We start from the raw sequence: 18,693 nt of genomic DNA, 5'->3' as shown, positions 1-18,693 counted from the left end.
ACGCCTGAGACGGAAGGCGCACCGCCACCTCATTCCCCTTTTTAACCGCCTCAGAGAAAAATCACTAAGGAGCTCATATGCAAAAAGCGCACAGGACGCGGGACGGGAAGAAGTACCTCCTGTGGTTTCTTGCCGGATTGATGTTCATTATCGGCCTGGCAATCTGCCTTCTCGGCGCCAGATTGGCCTTCGTCGGCGGAACGTTTTATTTCGTGGCGATGGGTCTGGCGATGATTATCGCCGCCGTACTGATTGCCCGGCGCCGTCGCAGCGGCATTATCCTGTACGCGATCGCCTTCGTCGCCTCCCTGTTTTGGGCCGTCGCCGATGCCGGCTGGCATTACTGGCCGCTGTTCTCGCGCCTTTTCACCCTCGGCGTTTTAGCATTTCTTTGCGCTATCGCCTGGCCATTGATGCCTGGCCATTCGGCCAAAAAAGGCCCGGCTTTAGGCTTAGCGGCGATCCTGGCCATCGGGTTGGGGGTCAGCTTCGGGTGGATGTTCAGATCCCAACCGCTGGTCAGCGCGACGAAAACCATCCCCGTATTTCCAGTAGCCGCCGGCGAGCAACAAAAGAATTGGGAGCACTGGGGAAATACCCCGCACGGCGATCGCTTCGCCGCACTTGATCAAATAAACAAGCAGAACGTTTCCCGCTTGCAGGTGGCCTGGACTGCCCATACCGGCGATCTTCCCGTGAGCAAAGGTTCGGGCGCGGAAGATCAGAATACGCCTTTGCAGGTCGGCGACACGCTTTATGTCTGCACCCCGTACAGTAAAGTACTGGCTTTAGATGTCGATAGCGGGAAAGAAAAATGGCGTTTCGATCCGCAGGCCGCCTCGCCGAACTGGCAGCGCTGCCGGGGCCTGGGTTACTACGAGGATCACGCCGCTCCTGCAGCAACAGGCTCGAGTCGCCCACCCGCGATCTGTTCGCGTCGTTTGTTCCTGCCCACAATTGACGCCAGACTCATCGCCCTTGATGCCGACACGGGGAAATTGTGCGACGCCTTTGGCGATCGCGGTACCGTCGATCTCGGCAGCGGCATGGGCGAAATCAAACCGGGCTATTATCAACAAACCTCCACGCCGCTGGTGGCCGGAGAAATCGTCGTCGTGGGGGGACGCGTAGCGGACAACTTTTCCACCGATGAGCCTCCCGGCGTTGTTCGAGCTTATGATGTTCACTCCGGCAACCTCGTGTGGGCCTGGGATCCGGGCAACCCTGAACTGAGCGGCCTGCCGCCGCAGGGGCAAACCTATACTCGCGGCACGCCGAATGTCTGGTCAGCCATGTCCTATGACAAGCGGTTGAACCTCATCTATTTACCCACAGGCAACGCGACGCCAGACTTTTTCGGCGGCACTCGCAGCGCGCTGGACGATAAATACAGCTCCGCCGTCGTCGCCGTAGACGCCGCTACCGGCAAAGTTCGCTGGCACTATCAGACGACCCACCACGATTTGTGGGACTTCGATCTGCCCTCACAGCCGCTGTTGTTCGATTTGCCCGACGGCAAAGGCGGCATTACGCCGGTTCTGGTGCAAACCAGCAAGCAAGGCATGATTTTCATGCTCAACCGCGTGACCGGCGAGCCCGTCGCGCAAGTTGAGGAGCGCCCTGTGCCGGCGGGAACGATCAAGGGTGAACGCTATTCCCCCACTCAGCCGTACTCAGTGGGGATGCCGATGATTGGCAATGAACAACTGAAAGAGTCGGATATGTGGGGCGCAACGCCGATTGACCTGCTGTTATGCCGCATTCAGTTTAAAGAAATGCGCTATCAAGGCATTTTCACCCCGCCGGGTGAAGACCGCGCCCTGCAATACCCTGGCTCTCTGGGAGGAATGAACTGGGGCAGCGTCGCCGTGGATCCCCACAATAACCTGATGTTCGTTAACGACATGCGTCTGGGATTGGCGCATTATCTGGTGCCGAGGGATAAGGTGCCGACCAACGCCAGCGGTATTGAAATGGGAATAGTCCCGATGGAGGGCACCCCGTTCGGGGCCCTGCGAGAACGGTTCCTCTCCCCGCTGGGGATCCCCTGCCAGAAACCGCCGTTCGGCACGATGTCCGCCGTGGACCTGACTACCGGCAAATTGGTGTGGCAGGTCCCTGTCGGGACAGTCGAGGATACCGGGCCGCTCGGCATCAGCATGCATATGCCGATCCCTATCGGCATGCCAACGCTGGGCGCGCCGCTGTCGACGCAGTCGGGTCTTCTGTTTTTCGCCGGCACGCAGGACTTCTATTTACGCGCCTTTGACACCGCCAACGGTAAAGAGATTTGGAAATCGCGCTTGCCGGTCGGGAGCCAATCCGGCCCGATGACTTACCTTTCGCCGAAAACCGGCAAGCAGTACATTGTCATCAATGCGGGGGGCGCACGCCAATCACCGATGCGCGGCGACTACATTATCGCCTATGCGCTGCCGGACAAGTAATCCCGCACGAGAAATATCAAGGCGCATCGGGTTTACAGAGTGAGTCAATCCCATCGGCAACGGGCGGCGTCAAACCCGCCCTATCGTTCACAACATGACAAACGGTAAGACGAAAAGACGGTTTGATAACGTCGGCAAAGGGTCGGCACAGGAAAATAAGGACGACAGCCGATAAGAACGGTGGTTTTACTGTGATGAGGATCGTTGAAAGATTTATTCGTAAGTGATTGAATAGTGGCGGAGAGAGGGGGATTTGAACCCCCGGTAGAGTTGCCCCTACTCCAGTTTTCGAGACTGGTCCGTTCAGCCGCTCCGGCATCTCTCCTGACAACGCTTGCTATCATGCCCGCTTTTGCGGCATTTTTACAGCATTAGCATACCGCTGAACGTTCAAGTGATGAGTTTACGAGCAACCTGATGATTAAATGGCCGTGGAAAGCGACTCAACCCTCTCAATCCCAGGCAGACATCGAGGCCCAGTGGCAGGACGCGCTGGCGATCCCGCTGCTCTCGCCGCTGAATGAGCAGGAGCGGCAGCGGCTGGTGGCCGTCGCCGGGCAAATCTTGCAGCAAAAGCGCATCGTGCCGCTGCAGGGGCTGCAGCTCACCTCACAAATGCAGGCGCGCATCGCCCTGCTGTTCGCCCTGCCGGTGCTGGAGCTCGGCGCGGAGTGCCTCGACGGCTTCAACGAAATCCTGCTCTACCCCACCCCGTTCGTGGTGGAAGACGAATGGCAGGACGAAATCGGCCTGGTGCACTCGGGGCCGGTAGTGCAGTCCGGCCAGAGCTGGGAACAGGGGCCGATCGTGCTCAATTGGCAAGACGTGCAGGACTCTTTCGATCTCTCCGGTTTCAATCTGGTGATCCACGAAGCGGTGCACAAGCTGGATATGCGCAACGGCGGCGTCGCCACCGGCGTGCCGCCGATCCCGCTGCGCGAAGTGGCCGCCTGGGAGCACGATCTGCACGCCGCGATGGAAAGTCTGCAGGACGAGATCGACATGGTCGGCGAAGAGGCCGCCAGCATGGACGCCTACGCCGCCACCGATGCGGCCGAGTGCTTCGCCGTGCTGTCGGAGTATTTTTTCAGCGCCCCCGAGCTGCTGGCAGAACGCTTTCCGGCGCTGTATCAGCACTTTTGCCGCTTCTACCGCCAGGATCCGCTGGCGCGCCTGCTGCGCGGCCAGGCGGAAAACGACGCGCAATGGGCTGATTGACGGGCACATTGCTCAGATACCGAGCAGTCGCACCACTCAAGGCAATTTAGCGTTGACACACCCGGGGCCGCTGGATATGATGCGCCCCGTTCACACGATTCCTCTGTAGTTCAGTCGGTAGAACGGCGGACTGTTAATCCGTATGTCACTGGTTCGAGTCCAGTCAGAGGAGCCATATTTAGAGAAGCCCGCTTAAGGAAACTTAAGCGGGCTTTTTGCTATGGGGCGTTTACAGCCCGCGTTTTTCCATCAGCAGCGCCAGATCGACCAAGCGGTTGGAGAAGCCCCACTCGTTGTCATACCAGGCGAGCACCTTCACCAGATTTCCGCCGATGACCAGCGTGGACAGGCCGTCGATGATCGACGAGCGCGCATCGCCCCGATAGTCGCTCGACACCAGCGGTTCATCGCTGTACCCCAGGATCCCTTTCAGCGGGCCGGACGCCGCCGCCGCGCGGAAAGCGGCGTTGATCTCCTCCACCGTCGCCGGGCGTTTCAGCGTCACCGTCAGATCGACGATCGAGACGACCGGCACCGGCACCCGCAGCGAGTAACCGGTCAACCTGCCGTCGAGATCCGGGATCACCTTGCCGAGCGCCTTGGCCGCGCCGCTGGAGTAAGGCACGATCGACTCCGCCGCCGCCCGCGCGCCGCGCAGATCTTTTTCCGGCTGATCGTGCAGCGCCTGGCTGTTGGTATAGGCGTGGGTGGTGTTCATCAGCCCGTATTCGATGCCGAACGCCTGATGCAACACCTGCGCGGCGGGCGCCAGCCCGTTGGTGGTACAGCTGCCGTTGCTGACCACTTTATGCCGCGCCGGATCGTAGAGCTGGTCGTTAACCCCCATGACGATGGTGATGTCGTCGTTCTTGGCCGGCGCCGAGATAATCACCCGCTTGGCGCCGCCGTGCGTGATGTGCACTTCCGCCTTGGCTTTATCGGTAAAGAAGCCCGTCGCTTCGATCACCACGTCCACGCCCACGCTTCGCCAGGGGATCTCGGCGGGATCGCGCTGCGAAAACACCTGAATTGGCCGGCCGTCCAGCAGCAGCTGGTTGTCACCGGCTTCCACTTTGGCCGCCAGCGTGCCGGAAAGCGTGTCGTATTTCAGCAGGTGCGCCAGCGTCTTGCTGTCCGTCAGATCGTTGATCGCCACCACTTCAAAATCGCTGCGCCCCAGCGCCGCGCGCAGCACGTTGCGCCCGATCCTGCCGAAGCCGTTAATGCCTACTTTCACCATGATGCTCTCCTCGTTTGGGCTTTGCCTCAAATCTAGCCCTGCCCCGAGGCGGCGTAAATGACGTTTAACGATCAATTTACGCCAAATTGCGCGCGTGGAAGCGTTCGCGGTATTCGCTCGGGGTCAGCTGCAGTTTGCGCTCAAACACCCGCCGCAGGTTAAGGCCGTTGCCAAAACCGGTGGCCAGCGCGATCTGTTCGATGTCTTCCGCGCTTTGCTCGAGGCGCTGCCTGGCAGTATGCAACCGCCCTTCTTCGACGAATTTGGCGGGAGAAATGCCCGTCTCGCGGGTGAATACGCGGGTAAAGTTGCGCGGGCTCATCGCCACGCGTTCGGCCAACCGATCGACGCTGAGATCGTCGGCGAGGTTTTCCAGGATCCAGGACTGCAGGTCGCGGATCGGGCCCGGCGATTTGGCCTGGTTGAGCGGGTAGCGGCTGAACTGCGCCTGCCCGCCGGGGCGGCGCAGAAACATCACCAGATCCTGCGCCACTTCGCGCGCCTGCACGAAGCCGTAGTCGTCCTCCACCAGCGCCAGCGTCAGATCGAAGCCGGAACTGACGCCGCCGGAGGTCCAGATCGGCCCGTCCTGCACGTAGATCGGGCCGTTCTCGACCTGCACCCGCGGGAAGCGCGCCTGCAGCGTTTCCGCCAGCCGCCAGTGGGTAGTCGCCCGCCGCCCGTCCAGCAATCCGGCTTCGGCCAGCAGCAGAGCCCCGCCGCAAACGGAGGCAATACGGCGCGCCTGCGGGGCCGCGCGGCGCAGCCAATCCGCCACCAGGGCGCCCTCTTCTTCGGTCGCCCCCTTGCCGGCGACAATGACGGTATCGCGCGGCAGGGCCGGATCGAGATCCGCCAGGCGGTGGTCGGCCAACAGGCTCAGCCCGGACAGGCCATGTACCACCCGATGGGATTGCGTGGTGGCGACAGCGATCTGATACAGCGGCGCTTCGGCAGGGTTCAGGCGGTTAGCCTGCATCAGGATATCGGCGATGCCCGCCGCTTCGAACAGCATGCCCCCTTCAGGGACGATAATCAGGAATGTATGCATGGCGATAATAGGAAGAACACGCAAAACAGGTCAGACAGCCACTGTATAAGAAAAGCCTCGCCGGTTCACCATGCGGGCATAAAAAAGCCCGCAGGCAAGCGCCGACGGGCCAACAAAGCACTGCCCTCAAGCCTGCGGCAGGTTCACCCCGCCGGCGCGCGCCAACTGCGCCAGCAGCGCCGTTTGAAACGCCTCGTCGTGCACCGCCGCGTGGGGGGCGAGGCGCTGCTGATGGTGCCAATAGCCGCCGGACGCCAGGGCCTGCGGCTCATCGCTGCTCACCAGCCACGCCTGCGTCACATGCCCCAGCGCCAGATCGTCGGGCGCGTCCGCGCCGCCCATTTTGGTCGGCACCCAGCCGGGATCGACCGCGCTGCTGATCACGTCAGGCCACAGGCGCGCCACGGCGGCGGCCAGCGCGGTGACGAACAGTTTGCTGTCCGAATAGGAGCCGGCTGCGCCGCCGAGCCAGTCCACGCCGCTCAGTTCCGCCACGCCGTCAAAGTGCATGCTGCTGCTCAGATAGACGATACGCTTGGGGCGTTCGATCAGGGCCGTCAGCAGGTAGGGCGCAACGACGTTCACCGGCATCACCTGCGGCCCGGTAAACATACCGGCGTTGTGGATCACCGCGTCCGGGCGGCCGAGGCGGTTGACCTGCTCGGCAAGCTGCCGGATCTGCTGCACATCGGACAGATCGCCAATCGCCGCCTGCGCACCGCGATCCAGCAGATCGCGCACCGCGTCCAAACGGCCGGGCTCACGCGCATGCAGAATTACCTGATGCCCTTCGTCCAACAGCGTTTGCGCGGCGGCGCGGCCCAGCCCGTCTACCGAACCGGTAATGAAAATGCGTGACATGCTACTCCTCCGTTTAGCGCCAGCCGAGCGCCGGCGCGACATGGGTTAAAATCGATTCGATGACGTGGGCGTTGTAATCCACGCCCAGCTGGTTAGGCACGGTCAGCAGCAGCGTATCCGCTTCGGCGATGGCCTCGTCCTGCGCCAGCTGCTTGATCAGCTCGTCCGGCTCGGCGGCATAGCTGCGGCCAAAGATCGCCCGGGTCTGCGCGTCGATATACCCCAGTTGATCGCCCTCCTTGCCGCCGCCGCCGAAGTAGTTGCGATCCCGCTGATCCACCAGCGCGAAGATGCTGCGGCTGACGGAAACCCGCGGCTCGCGCGCATGGCCCGCCTCTTGCCAGGCGGCGCGGTAGGCGCGGATCTGCTTGGCCTGCTGGATATGGAAGGGTTCGCCGGTTTCGTCGTTCTTGAGCGTCGAGCTTTGCAGGTTCATGCCCAGCTTCGCCGCCCAGACGGCGGTGGCGTTCGAACCGGCGCCCCACCAGATGCGGTCGCGCAGCCCGGCGGAAAACGGCTCCGGCCGCAGCAGCCCGGGCGGATTCGGGAACATCGGCTGTGGATTGGGTTCGGCGAACCCTTCGCCGCGCAGCGCTTCCAGGAACACTTCGGTATGGCGGCGGGCCATGTCAGCGTCGCTCTCGCCGTCGGCCGGGGCATAGCCGAAATAGCGCCAGCCGTCGATCACCTGCTCCGGCGAGCCGCGGCTGATGCCGAGCTGCAGCCGCCCGCCGGCGATCAGATCCGCCGCGCCGGCGTCTTCCACCATGTACAGCGGATTTTCATAACGCATGTCGATCACGCCGGTGCCGATCTCGATGCGTTGGGTTTTGGCGCCGATGGCGGCCAGCAGCGGGAACGGCGACCCCAGCTGGCGTGCGAAGTGGTGTACGCGAAAATAGGCGCCGTCCGCCCCCAGATCTTCGGCGGCGACCGCCAGATCGATGGACTGCAGCAGCGCATCCGCCGCGGAACGGGTGCCGGACTGGGCGGAAGGCGACCAGTGGCCAAACGAGAGAAAACCAATCTTTTTCATCGGGAATCGTCCTCAAAGGCAAATCATCGGCCTACAGTGACAAAAACCGCGCGCCCTGCGCCAGCAAAATCGCCCCCGATCGCACTAAACGAACCGATTGCCGCCGCGCCGCCCGGCGATTGTAATCAAAAAACAAATGTCGTATAACAAGCAGCTCCGAGGGGTGTCCTGTTACGGGCTGAGATGGCGCAAGCCGAACCCTTTGAACCTGATCTGGGTCATGCCAGCGAAGGGACGGTTAGGCAACAACGCTCTCACCCGTTGCCTGTTCATACCCCAGCGTGCCCGGATCTCCACTGACTCAAGGAGGTCCCATGTCCATCACCACCCTGTTCGAAAGCGGTCTTTACGGCCGGTTGCGCCAACAAGCCGGCAGCCACTGGCAAGATTACGTTGATCACCCGTTTCTGCAGCAGCTGGCCGCCGGCACCTTGCCCGAACGCGCGTTTCGCCGCTACCTGACGCAGGACTATCTGTTCCTGCTGCACTTCGCCCGCGCCTACGCGCTGCTGGTCAGCAAGCTGCGCACCCTGCCGGAGATGCGCGCCGCTACCGCCTCGCTCAACGGCATCGTCGCCGAACTGCCGCTGCACGTGGCCTACTGCGCCGAATGGGGGCTGAGCGAAGCGCAGATCGCCGCCCAGCCGGAAGCGGCGGAAACCATGAACTATACCCGCTACGTGCTGGATATCGGCCATGCCGGCGACGCCCTCGATCTGCTGGCCGGCCTGCTGCCCTGCGTGGCTGGCTATGCCGAAATCGGCCTGCGGCTGCTGCACGATCCCGCCACCCAAATGGAGGGCAATCCTTACGCCTCCTGGATCCGCAACTACGGCGACGAGGGCTATCTGGCCGGCGTGCGCGCCGCCATCGAGCTGCTGGAAACCGTCGGCCACCAGCGCGGCGCACCAGGCCGCTTCACCGAGCTGGCGCAGATTTTCACCACCGCCACCCAGCTGGAATCGGCATTTTGGCAAATGGGGCTGAACGCCTCATGACCTCCCCGCGTCTCCCGCCCGGCATCCAGGTGCGGGATCTCAGCCTGCGTTTCGGTCAGCAAATCGTCTTCGACCGGCTGAGCTTCGACATCGCCGGCGGCAGCTTCGTCGCCCTGCTCGGCGCCAGCGGCGCCGGCAAAACCAGCCTGCTGAAGATCATCGCCGGCCTGGCGCAGGCCACCTCGGGCACGGTGACCGGCAGCGACGGCCTGCCGATCGCCGGGCGCATCGCCTACATGGGGCAAAAAGACCTGCTCTACCCGTGGCTGACCGTCGAAGAAAACGTCGCCCTCGGCGCGCGGCTGCGCGGCGAAACGCCGGACCGGGCGTGGGCGGCGCACCTGCTGGAGCGCGTGGGCCTGGCCGCTCACGGCCGCAGCCTGCCCGCCGCGCTGTCCGGCGGCATGCGCCAGCGCGCTGCCATCGCCCGCACGCTCTATGAACGCCAGCCGATCGTGCTGATGGATGAACCCTTTTCGGCGCTGGACGCCATCACCCGCGCCGAGATCCAGAGCCTGGCCGCCGAACTGCTGGCGCAAAACACCGTGCTGTTGATCACCCACGACCCGATGGAAGCCTGCCGCCTGAGCCACCGGCTGCTGGTGCTGTCGCCCTGGCCGCTGGGCCTCGACGATACCCACCGCATCAGCGGGCGGCCGCCGCGCGCGCCGGATGACGCCGGCCTGCTGAAAAGCCAGGCCGAGCTGCTGCAGCAGATGGTGAGGGCCGCGCAATGAATATCGCCAAAGAGCGCGGCCTCACCCGCCTGCGGCGCGGGCTGACGGTGTTCGTCGGCCTGCTGCTGCTGTGGTGGCTGGCGGCGCAAAGCGGCATTCCGGCCTTTCTGCTGCCCACGCCGAGCGCGGTGGCGCAGGCGCTGTGGGACGGGCGCGGCTATCTCGCCTGGCACACGCTGATCACCGCTTCGGAGATCGTCAGCGGGCTGGCGCTGGGCGTGCTGCTCGGCGCGGCGCTGGCGCTGTGCATGATCTTCTCGCCGCGCCTGCAGCGCTGGCTGATGCCGCTGGTGCTCACCAGCCAGGCGATACCGGTGTTCGCCCTGGCGCCGCTGCTGGTGCTGTGGTTCGGCTTCGGCATGAGCGCCAAGGTGGCGATGGCGGTGCTGGTGATTTTCTTCCCGGTGGTGTCGGCCTTTTTCGACGGGCTGCGCCGGGTCAACAACGACTATCTCGATCTGGCGCGCACGATGCGCGCTTCGCGCTGGGCGCAGCTGCGGCACGTGCGGCTGATGGCGGCGCTGCCGGCCTTCGGCTCCGGCCTGCGCATGGCCGCCGCCGTCGCGCCGATCGGCGCCATCATCGGCGAATGGGTCGGCTCGGCCGAAGGGCTGGGCTACGTGATGCTGAACGCCAACGCGCGCATGCAGACCGACGTCTGCTTCGCCGCGCTGTTTATTTTGGTGCTGATGACCGTGCTGCTGTGGGCCGCGGTGGATGCGCTGCTGCGGCGCCTGATCGCCTGGGCGCCGGAAAACGACTGATGATTGCAACCATAACCAGGGATAAAGGAACGACCATGATCAAACAAACCGTTTGCGGGCTGCTGCTCGGCGCCGCCATCACCGGCCAGGCCGGCGCGGCCGACAAGCTGACGCTGGTGCTCGACTGGTACATCAACCCCGATCACGCGCCGATTATGGTGGCCGAGCAGATCGGCGCCTTCAAGGCCGCAGGGCTGGACGTCAAGATCGTGCCGCCGTCCGATCCGGCGCTGCCGCCGCGGCTGGTGGCCGCCAAACAGGCCGACCTCGCCATCACCTACCAACCTCAGCTGCATTTCTTCGCCGATCAGGGCCTGCCGCTGATGCGCGTCGGCACGCTGATCAACACGCCGCTGAATACGGTGATCGCGCTGGATAAAAACATCACGTCGCCGGCGGATCTCAAGGGCAAAACGGTGGGTTACTCGATCAGCGGCATCGAACAGGCGACGCTGGCTACCATGGTCGAACACGAGCATCTCAAGCCGCAGGACATCAAGCTCATCAACGTCAACTTCCAGCTGACCAGCGCCCTGCTGGCGGGCCAGGTCGATGCGGTGATCGGCGGCTACCGCAACATCGAAGCGCTGGAGCTGAAGCTGCAGGGCAAGACGCCGGTGGTGTTCAACGTCGAAGATTACGGCGTGCCGACCTACGACGAGCTGATCATCGTCGCCCACCGCGATGCGGTGAACGAGCCGAAAATCCGCAAGTTCCTCGCCGCGCTGAAGCAAGGCAGCGACTACCTGCATGCGCACCCGCAGGACACCTGGCTGGCGTTCGCCAAGGCGCACCCGGAGCTGAATACCGAGCTGAACCAACAGGCGTGGCAAGCCAGCCTGCCGCTGTTCGCACGCGATCCGGCCAAGCTGGATCGCGCCCGCTACCAGGCTTACGAACAGTTCCTGTTCGACAACAAGCTGATCAAGAAAATCACTCCGGTGGAACAGTACGCGGTGGAGTTGAACTGATCACGCCGAGGCGGCCGGCGGCGCCACCGTCACCTCACCCTGGCCGCTGCGCTGCAAGGCCGCCTTCACCAGCCCGTTGGCCTTGCAGCGCTCGATAAAATCGTTCACGTAGGCGGCGCCCTGCGTTTTTTGCCGCGGCACCGCCATTGCCTGGCGGATAGCGGTGAAATGCCCGTCCAGCACCCGGTAGCCGGGATGGACGACCGCAGCGGCCAGCAGCGGTTGGCGCACGCCGGCCGCCGCCTCCAGCCCCCGGTCGAAAAACAGCGCGATCGCCTCGGCAGAGGTTGCCGCCCGCACCAGTTGCGCCTGCTGCAGCGTGCGCGATAAAAACAGATCGTACGCCGCCCCCTGGCCGACCGCGATGCGCACCTCCGGCCTGTCGAGCTGCGCCACCTCAAAGTAAGGCGCGTCGTTCGCCACCAGGTAAGTCCCCTCGATGATCACGTACGGCTCGCTGAAGGCAATCTGCGCCGCGCGCACCGGCTCGATGGCCATAAACGCCAGATTCCAGGCACCGCTGTCCAGATCGGCGAACACCTTGCCCGCCGCGTCATAGGTCACCAGCTCGAGCGCCACGCCCAGCTCCTGGGCCAGCGCGGCGGCCAGCTCCACCGAAGCGCCTTGCGGTTTGCCGCCGGCTCCGGCCTGCGCCAGCACCGGATTGCCGTAGTTGATCGCCGCGCGCAACACGCCTTGCGGGGCCAGATCGTCGAGTACCGCTGCGGGAATCGTCTGCATACTTCCTCCTGAATGGCTGATGGGCGCGCCGTCGTGGCGCTCATTAAGCGTAGAGCGAAACCTCCGACCAGCAAGCTTTCGCCGCCGAAGCCGCCGCCGGCGTGATTAACGTCACACTATTGTCATAAAAATGTACAATAGCCGCCGTTCGTCGGCCGTAGCGGGAGATCGCGCGTTGTTCCGCCGCCGGCAATAGGCTATACCCTTCACTTTTCGCGCCGCGGCACGCTCGGCGGCGCAGACCAGGGCAGCAACGGTTTTATTTCAATCAGACAGGGTTTGGCGGATGGTTTTAGCAGTCGTTTCGTTTGTTCTCTTTTTGGCGTCGATTTTGATTTATCGCACCCGGGCCGCCGCCAACCGCTGGTGGTTCGCCATTCTGCTGACGCTGCTCGGCAGCTATCTGGTGCTGAACGTCATCCTGATCGCCAGCAACTACTTCACCGGCGACGGCATCACCGACGCGGTGATCTACACCGTCACCAGCAGCCTCAAAGGCGCGGGCATCAGCAAATACGTGCTGCCGTTTATCGGCCTGCTGGCGGCGCTGGGGCTTATCTTCGCGGTGCTGGCTCGCAGCCTCCTGCGCCGCAAGGCCAAAGGCAGCAGCGTGGCCTACAGCATCGTCGCCGTGCTGCTGGCGCTGTTTTCGGTCGGCACCACCCCGGCGTTTCAGGACATCTCGCTGCTGGTCAAGAGCCAGATCGTCGGCGATACCGCCGATTTCAGCACCTACTACAAGGCGCCGAAAAAGACCGTGCAGGGCAAGCGGCCGAACCTGGTGTACATCTATGCCGAAAGCCTGGAGCGCACCTACTTCGACGCAGAGCTGTTTCCCGGCCTGGCCGACGAGCTGAACGCCCTGCGCACGGACAGCATCGATTTCAGCAACACCCAGCAGCTGCCGGGCACCGGCTACACCATCGCCGGCATGGTCGCCTCGCAGTGCGGCATTCCGCTGTTCGCGCCCTTCGACGGCAACGCCTCCAGCGCGGTCTCCACCTTCTACCCGGAGAACGTCTGCCTGGGCGACGTGCTGAAGGCCGCCGGCTACAGCAACTATTTCTATCAGGGCGCCGAGCTGGCGTTCGCCGGTAAAGACACCTTCCTGAAATCCCACGGTTTCGACCACGTTTACGGCTTCAAAGAGCTGCGTGAACAGGTCGCCGATCCGAGCTACAAAAACGACTGGGGCTGGTACGACGACAGCGTGCTGGACGTGGTGTACGGCAAGTTCGTCGAGCTGTCCAAGCAGCGCCAACCCTTCTCGCTGTTTACCCTGACCGTCGATACCCATCACCCGGACGGCTTTATCTCCGCCGGCTGCAGCAAGAAAAGTTACGCCTGGCAGAACAAGGAAAACCGCTCGCTGAGCGCGGTGGCCTGCAGCCAGCAACACATCGCCGCGCTGATCGACAAGATCAAACGCTCGCCCTATTTCAGCAACACCGTGATCGTGGTGTCCTCCGATCATCTGGCGATGAACAACACCGCCTACGATATCCTGACCAAACAGAAGCGCCGCAACCTGTTCTTCATCATCGACGGCACCCGGCCGCTGGCGGAACAGCGCAACGAGAAGCGCAGCACGCTGGACAACGGCGCCACGGTGCTGGACGTGATGGGCGGCGACAACTACATCGGCCTCGGCCGCAGCAGCCTGTCGGCGCCGTCGCTGTCTACGGTGTTCCTGAACATCGAAGAAAAAATCAACGGCTGGAAACCGGCAGTGATCAACCAGTGGGGCCTGCCAAACCGCATCAGCGACTACAGCGTGGATACGCGCCAGCGCAGCTTCAGCTTCTCCGGCGTCACCTACAAGGTGCCGTTCATTCTGCGGGTGGGCGATAACCGCATCGAACCGATGTTCAACGTCTACCTTTCCACCCCGCTGCGCAAGCAGCTGGCCGGGCTGGGCGCGGGGGAGAAATTCGTCTGGGTCGATAAATGCTACGAGATCGGCCGGGTCTGGGCGCCGCAGCTGGCGCTGAGCACCGACATCTGCGTGGCCTCCGGCACCCTAGCCTCGCCGCCGCAGATCGTGCAGGCCAGCGGCGAACGCTTCCGCGGCAAGGTGAGCTTTACCGCCCCGCCGGCGGACAGCGTCGCCGATTACCAAAACGCCGTCGCTCGCCTGCAGGTGGACGACGCGGCGATGAAGTACCAAGCGGACAGCATCGAGTTCATGCTGCCCGGCCTGCCGGAGCAGGTGAAAGCCATCACCGGCGTTTCCGGCGTCGAGGAGTGGGGCCGCTGGTCCGACGCCAACCTGGCGCCGGCGGTCGACATCGATTACGTCGATCCGCTGCCGAAGACCTTCGATCTGGTGCTGCGCGCCCGCGCCTACGGCAATAACGTCGGCGAACCGATTTCGGTGCGCGTCGGCGACGAAGAGCGTTTCGTGTCGCTCGGCGAACAGGACAGCACCGTCACCCTGCGCTTCGACAACCCGCGCGGCGCGCAGAAGATCAGCATTACTCCGCCGGCGCCGACCGAGCCGAGAGAGAGTGCCAGCGGCGGCTTCACGCCGAAAAAGCTGGGCATCGGCCTGGTGTCGCTGAAGGTCGAGGCGGCCTCCCCCTCCTCCTGATCCCCACGCCTTCACGGGCGCGGTATTTTCTTTGCCGCGCCCGTCATTTCGACCAAGCTTTTACGCCCTTCTTCGGCTAACCTGTGACGGTAAAACGCCGCAACCCCGCTACAGAGCCGGGACATCCAAGGAGAAAGTATGAGCTATGCCCCACCTCGCAGCGGCCTCAGCGCCGATCAGGCACTCGATCAACTGGAAGCCCTGTATGACGCCGCGGTAGACGCGCTGCGTCAGGCGGTCAGCGACTTTATCAACCACGGCACCCTGCCGGATGCGCAGGCGCGCGCCGCCGGGCTGTTCGTGTATCCCGAGCTGCGCGTCAGCTGGGACGGGCAGCAGTCCGGCCCGAACAAAACCCGCGCCTTCGGCCGCTTTACCCATCCCGGCAGCTACAGCACCACCGTGACCCGGCCGCAGCTGTTCCGCCATTATCTGGCCGAACAGCTGGCGATGCTGGAGCACGATTATGCCGCCCATATCGAAGTGGCGCCGTCGCAGCAGGAGATCCCGTTCCCTTACGTGATCGACGGCTCCAGCCTGGCGCTCGATCGCTCGATGAGCGCCGGCATCGCGCAGCATTTCCCCACCACCGAGCTGGCGCAGATCGGTGACGAGACCGCCGACGGCCTGTACCACGCCACCGACAGCCATTTCCCGCTGTCGCATTTCGATGCGCTGCGCGCGGATTTCTCGCTGGCGCGGCTGCGGCACTACACCGGCACGCCGGTGGAACACTTCCAGCCGTTCGTGCTGTTCACCAACTACACCCGCTATGTGGATGAGTTCGTGCGCTGGGCCTGCGCCCAGATCGCCGATCCGGCCAGCCCCTACATCGCCCTCTCCAGCGCCGGCGGCACCTACATCACGCCGGAAACCCGCGCCCCGGAGCAGGCAGTGTCCGATCTGGCGTGGAAAAACCACCAGATGCCGGCCTATCACCTGATCTCGCGCACCGGCCAGGGCATTACGCTGATCAACATCGGCGTCGGCCCGTCCAACGCCAAAACCATCTGCGATCACCTGGCGGTGCTGCGCCCGAGCGCCTGGCTGATGATCGGCCACTGCGGCGGCCTGCGCGAAAGCCAGAAGATCGGCGATTATGTGCTGGCCCACGCCTATCTGCGCGACGATCACGTGCTGGATGCGGTGCTGCCGCCGGATATTCCGATCCCGAGCATCGCCGAGGTGCAGCGCGCCCTGTACGACGCCACCAAGATGGTCAGCGGCATGCCCGGCGAAGAGGTCAAACAGCGTTTGCGCACCGGCACCGTGGTCACCACCGACGATCGCAACTGGGAGCTGCGCTATTCCGCTTCGGCGCGGCGCTTCAACCTCAGCCGCGCGGTGGCGGTCGACATGGAGAGCGCCACCATCGCCGCCCAGGGTTACCGCTTCCGGGTGCCATACGGCACGCTGCTGTGCGTCTCCGACAAACCGCTGCACGGCGAAATAAAACTGCCGGGCCAGGCCAACCGCTTCTACGAAGGAGCGATCTCCGAGCACCTGCAGATCGGCATCTGCGCCATCGATCTGTTGCGCGCCGAGGGCGATCGCCTGCACTCGCGCAAGCTGCGCACCTTCAACGAGCCGCCGTTCCGGTAACGGTTCTCAGGCCCGCTGCGGCGGGCCATTTTTTCCTTAACGCACCAACGCCAGCGCGCGCTTCTCCTGGCTGCGGCCGCCGGCGATCGACAGCAGCAGGTCTTTGACCAGCAGCGCCGGGGCGGACAGCGCCTGTTGGCCCGACATGCACAGCGACAGCGGCACCGACATCGTCGGCGCATTGATGCGCGCCATCCAGGCCTTGGCCGGGCCGATCATCGCGCGCGCCACCGATTCCGGCAGCACGGTCGCCCCCAGCCCGCTGGCGATCGCGGCGCTCAGTGCGCCCGAGGATTCGATCTCCCCCACCACGTTGACAGCCAGCTTGCGCAGCGCCATCGCCTCTTCCAGCTGATTGCGCACCGCATCGCCCTCGCGCGGCAGGAACAGGTTTAGCCGCGCCACGTCCAGCAGCTCGACGCTGTTGCCGGGATGCGGCACCGCGCGCGTCGCCACCAGATAAAGATCTTCTCGCATCAGTGCGATGGCGTGCAGCCCGGCGGGCATTTTGGCGCCGTAGACCATCGCCATGTCCAGCGTCTGGTTAGCCACCTGCCCGGCCAGCGCCGCGCCGCCGTTTTCATGCAGGCTGAGCAGGATACCCGGCTGCTGATCGCGCAGGCTCTGCAGCAGCGGCAACGCCAGCTGCGCCGCGGTGCTGCCCGACGCCAGCCCGAGAGACACCTGGCCGCTCATCGCCTGCCCGGCGCTGTTGACCGCGCTCTGCGCCTGCTCGCACTGGCGCAGAATGGTTTGCGCGTGGGCATACAGAATGTTGCCGGCCTCGGTCGGCTGCACGCCGCGCTTGGTGCGGATCAGCAGCTGTTGCTTCAGCTCCCCCTCCAGCGTCGCCAGCTGCTGGCTGAGCGCCGGCTGGGCGATGTGCAACACCTCCGCCGCCTGGGTCAGGCTGCCGATATCGACGATTTTCACGAAGTACTTCAGACGTCTGAAATTCATAGTGCCTCCAGCGAGCCGCTAAATTGAGAATGCCGAAATCCGGTCAGGCAACCACAGCAAGATCCAGGCCAGAGTCGGTAAACGGCCACGGAAGCGGGATATACGGCGGTCAACGGCCGTTCGCCGGGCGGCGCGCGCCACCGTGCAGGGCAGCCGTTGCACCATCGGCAGGCAAATGCGCCAAACAGCGGGCAATCCGGCGGCGCTGCGCGCGGGATAAGCGATAAAAGCGAGAAAAAGCAGCAGGTTGGGCAATCTTGCAGCAAACGAACGCGTCGGGCGTTTTCACGCTTTACAAGCCGCAACCGCCCCGCTATTATTCGCCCCGTTCACACGATTCCTCTGTAGTTCAGTCGGTAGAACGGCGGACTGTTAATCCGTATGTCACTGGTTCGAGTCCAGTCAGAGGAGCCATATTTAGAGAAGCCCGCTCAGGGAAACCCGAGCGGGCTTTTTGCTTTCTGCCGCCGTCAAAAGCTGCGTTTCGCCACCAGATAGGCGCCCGCCACCAGCAACAGGGCGCCGACCAGCGCCGGCAGATTGTCGCGCAGCGCCGCCGGGCCGGCGCGGTAGACGTCTACCAGCAGCCCCATGCACAGCTGGCTGGCGACCAGGATCGAGATGGTGGCCGCCGCCCCCAGTTTTTGGTAGCCCAGGATGCCGGCGAACACGAACAGCGATCCCAGCAGCCCCGGCAGCAGCATCCACCACCTGGCGGCGCCGGTCACTTCCACCACCGCGCCGAGACCGTTTTTGGCCAGTAGCAACCCCACCAGCAGCAGCAAACCGACGCTGGAGTTGATCACCAGCGTGATAAGGATGGTCGAGACGCTTTCGGTAATGCGCACCATCAGCAGATTCTGCACCACCAGCCCCATTCCCGCCGCGATCAGCAGCAATAGCATATTCATCGCCCTGTCTCCAGGATCAGCGCGCCGGCGGCGCCGTTCGCTCGTCGAGCGTCAGCTGCAGGAAAGTCAGATCCAGCCATTGGCCAAATTTGGCGCCCACCTGCTCCATGCGCCCCACCTCGCGGAACCCGAGCGCCAGATGCAGCTTAATCGAGGCCTGATTGCCGGATTCGATACCGGCCACCATCACGTGCTTGCCGATCTCCCGCGCCCGTGCGATCAGGGCGATCAACAGCGCTTTGCCAATCCCTTCACCGCGATGCGCCTGATGGACATACACCGAGTGTTCTACGGTATGGCGATAGCCGTCCCAGGCGCGCCAGTCGCCGAACGACGCGTAGCCGATCGCCTCGTCCGCGCCGTTCACCGCCACCAGCACCGGGTAGCCCGCCGCCTGCCGTTCGCCGATCCACGCCGCGCGGTTGGCCGCATCTACGGTTTGTTCATTCCAGATGGCGGTGCTGTTCAACACCGCGTCGTTATAGATGGCGGCAATCGCCGCGCTATCGTTGAGCGTCGCATTTCGTATAATCATGGTTTACCCCGGCCAATTGTCCACTATAATA

Annotated in this window: 16 protein-coding genes, 3 tRNA genes and 1 riboswitch; of the genes, 10 read left to right on the top strand and 9 right to left on the bottom strand. The window is 63.8% G+C overall.

The genetic code is table 11. From position 1 onward, the window contains the following. Window positions 1-77: 77 nt before the first annotated feature. Window positions 78-2,447, top strand: a complete 2,370-nt coding sequence (locus ACF8MC_RS00235; protein WP_164104875.1) for a glucose/quinate/shikimate family membrane-bound PQQ-dependent dehydrogenase — start codon at window positions 78-80, stop codon at window positions 2,445-2,447. Window positions 2,448-2,682: 235 nt separating this feature from the next. On the opposite strand, the gene ACF8MC_RS00230 is transcribed toward ACF8MC_RS00235, so the two are convergent. Beyond that, window positions 2,683-2,772, bottom strand: a tRNA-Ser gene (locus tag ACF8MC_RS00230). 92 nt (window positions 2,773-2,864) lie between these two features. Here ACF8MC_RS00230 and mtfA point away from each other — a divergent pair. Together mtfA and ACF8MC_RS00220 are read left to right on the top strand one after the other, a co-directional pair. Beyond that, the gene (mtfA, locus tag ACF8MC_RS00225; RefSeq protein ID WP_033635147.1) at window positions 2,865-3,665 is read left to right on the top strand and encodes a DgsA anti-repressor MtfA; all 801 of its coding nucleotides are present in this window, start codon (window positions 2,865-2,867) and stop codon (window positions 3,663-3,665) included. Window positions 3,666-3,764: 99 nt separating this feature from the next. After that, window positions 3,765-3,840: transfer RNA gene (locus ACF8MC_RS00220), tRNA-Asn, on the top strand. Between the two features lie 54 nt (window positions 3,841-3,894). Here ACF8MC_RS00220 and gap read toward each other — a convergent pair. From gap to ACF8MC_RS00200, 4 genes are all read right to left on the bottom strand, one after another. Next, complete coding sequence (gap, locus tag ACF8MC_RS00215) at window positions 3,895-4,905, bottom strand: type I glyceraldehyde-3-phosphate dehydrogenase (RefSeq protein WP_047571446.1); 1,011 nt, start codon at window positions 4,903-4,905, stop codon at window positions 3,895-3,897. 76 nt (window positions 4,906-4,981) lie between these two features. Further along, the gene (locus ACF8MC_RS00210; RefSeq protein ID WP_164104876.1) at window positions 4,982-5,956 is read right to left on the bottom strand and encodes a GlxA family transcriptional regulator; all 975 of its coding nucleotides are present in this window, start codon (window positions 5,954-5,956) and stop codon (window positions 4,982-4,984) included. A 126-nt stretch (window positions 5,957-6,082) separates the two neighbouring features. After that, window positions 6,083-6,817 (bottom strand): SDR family NAD(P)-dependent oxidoreductase, encoded by a 735-nt coding sequence (locus ACF8MC_RS00205; RefSeq protein ID WP_164104877.1) that lies wholly within the window; start codon window positions 6,815-6,817, stop codon window positions 6,083-6,085. Window positions 6,818-6,830: 13 nt separating this feature from the next. Further along, on the bottom strand, window positions 6,831-7,853 hold the full coding sequence (locus ACF8MC_RS00200) for an LLM class flavin-dependent oxidoreductase (protein ID WP_033635151.1): 1,023 nt from the start codon (window positions 7,851-7,853) through the stop codon (window positions 6,831-6,833). 149 nt (window positions 7,854-8,002) lie between these two features. Further along, window positions 8,003-8,105, top strand: a riboswitch (TPP riboswitch). Window positions 8,106-8,167: 62 nt separating this feature from the next. On the opposite strand from ACF8MC_RS00200, the gene ACF8MC_RS00195 reads away from it, so the two are divergent. Genes ACF8MC_RS00195 through ACF8MC_RS00180 form a run of 4 tightly spaced genes read left to right on the top strand, consistent with a single transcriptional unit; the run spans window position 8,168 to window position 11,323 of the window. Beyond that, complete coding sequence (locus tag ACF8MC_RS00195) at window positions 8,168-8,851, top strand: TenA family protein (RefSeq protein ID WP_047571442.1); 684 nt, start codon at window positions 8,168-8,170, stop codon at window positions 8,849-8,851. Next, the gene (locus ACF8MC_RS00190) at window positions 8,848-9,588 is read left to right on the top strand and encodes an ABC transporter ATP-binding protein (RefSeq protein WP_164097776.1); all 741 of its coding nucleotides are present in this window, start codon (window positions 8,848-8,850) and stop codon (window positions 9,586-9,588) included. Before ACF8MC_RS00195 ends, ACF8MC_RS00190 begins: the two co-directional genes overlap by 4 nt. After that, the gene (locus ACF8MC_RS00185) at window positions 9,585-10,352 is read left to right on the top strand and encodes an ABC transporter permease (RefSeq protein ID WP_164104878.1); all 768 of its coding nucleotides are present in this window, start codon (window positions 9,585-9,587) and stop codon (window positions 10,350-10,352) included. Before ACF8MC_RS00190 ends, ACF8MC_RS00185 begins: the two co-directional genes overlap by 4 nt. A 35-nt stretch (window positions 10,353-10,387) precedes the next feature. After that, the gene (locus tag ACF8MC_RS00180; protein ID WP_164104879.1) at window positions 10,388-11,323 is read left to right on the top strand and encodes an ABC transporter substrate-binding protein; all 936 of its coding nucleotides are present in this window, start codon (window positions 10,388-10,390) and stop codon (window positions 11,321-11,323) included. Here the strand turns inward: ACF8MC_RS00180 and ACF8MC_RS00175 are convergent, their stop codons facing one another. Then, window positions 11,324-12,064 (bottom strand): transporter substrate-binding domain-containing protein, encoded by a 741-nt coding sequence (locus ACF8MC_RS00175; protein WP_164104880.1) that lies wholly within the window; start codon window positions 12,062-12,064, stop codon window positions 11,324-11,326. It abuts the gene before it with no gap. Window positions 12,065-12,350: 286 nt separating this feature from the next. Here ACF8MC_RS00175 and opgB point away from each other — a divergent pair, with 286 nt between their 5' ends. Both opgB and ACF8MC_RS00165 read left to right on the top strand, forming a co-directional pair. Then, window positions 12,351-14,654 (top strand): phosphatidylglycerol--membrane-oligosaccharide glycerophosphotransferase, encoded by a 2,304-nt coding sequence (opgB, locus tag ACF8MC_RS00170; protein ID WP_164104881.1) that lies wholly within the window; start codon window positions 12,351-12,353, stop codon window positions 14,652-14,654. Between the two features lie 138 nt (window positions 14,655-14,792). Continuing rightward, window positions 14,793-16,256, top strand: a complete 1,464-nt coding sequence (locus ACF8MC_RS00165) for an AMP nucleosidase (protein ID WP_060436469.1) — start codon at window positions 14,793-14,795, stop codon at window positions 16,254-16,256. 36 nt (window positions 16,257-16,292) lie between these two features. Here ACF8MC_RS00165 and nac read toward each other — a convergent pair whose 3' ends face one another. Beyond that, window positions 16,293-17,216: a nitrogen assimilation transcriptional regulator NAC gene (gene nac / locus ACF8MC_RS00160; RefSeq protein ID WP_041035809.1), complete on the bottom strand. Its 924-nt coding sequence runs from the start codon at window positions 17,214-17,216 to the stop codon at window positions 16,293-16,295. Window positions 17,217-17,554: 338 nt separating this feature from the next. Here nac and ACF8MC_RS00155 point away from each other — a divergent pair. Then, window positions 17,555-17,630 (top strand) — tRNA-Asn (locus ACF8MC_RS00155). Window positions 17,631-17,686: 56 nt separating this feature from the next. Here the strand turns inward: ACF8MC_RS00155 and ACF8MC_RS00150 are convergent. Together ACF8MC_RS00150 and ACF8MC_RS00145 are read right to left on the bottom strand one after the other, a co-directional pair. After that, window positions 17,687-18,127, bottom strand: coding sequence for a DMT family transporter (locus tag ACF8MC_RS00150; RefSeq protein WP_033654907.1), 441 nt, complete (start codon window positions 18,125-18,127; stop codon window positions 17,687-17,689). 16 nt (window positions 18,128-18,143) lie between these two features. Next, window positions 18,144-18,662, bottom strand: a complete 519-nt coding sequence (locus tag ACF8MC_RS00145; RefSeq protein ID WP_033654908.1) for a GNAT family N-acetyltransferase — start codon at window positions 18,660-18,662, stop codon at window positions 18,144-18,146. Between the last annotated feature and the right edge of the window lie 31 nt (window positions 18,663-18,693).

This window comes from Serratia sp. LACPHL-BACT-2024-00286 (assembly GCF_043109535.1).
Taxonomy (GTDB): domain Bacteria; phylum Pseudomonadota; class Gammaproteobacteria; order Enterobacterales; family Enterobacteriaceae; genus Serratia; species Serratia sarumanii.
This window is presented reverse-complemented; position numbering and strand designations above follow the sequence as displayed.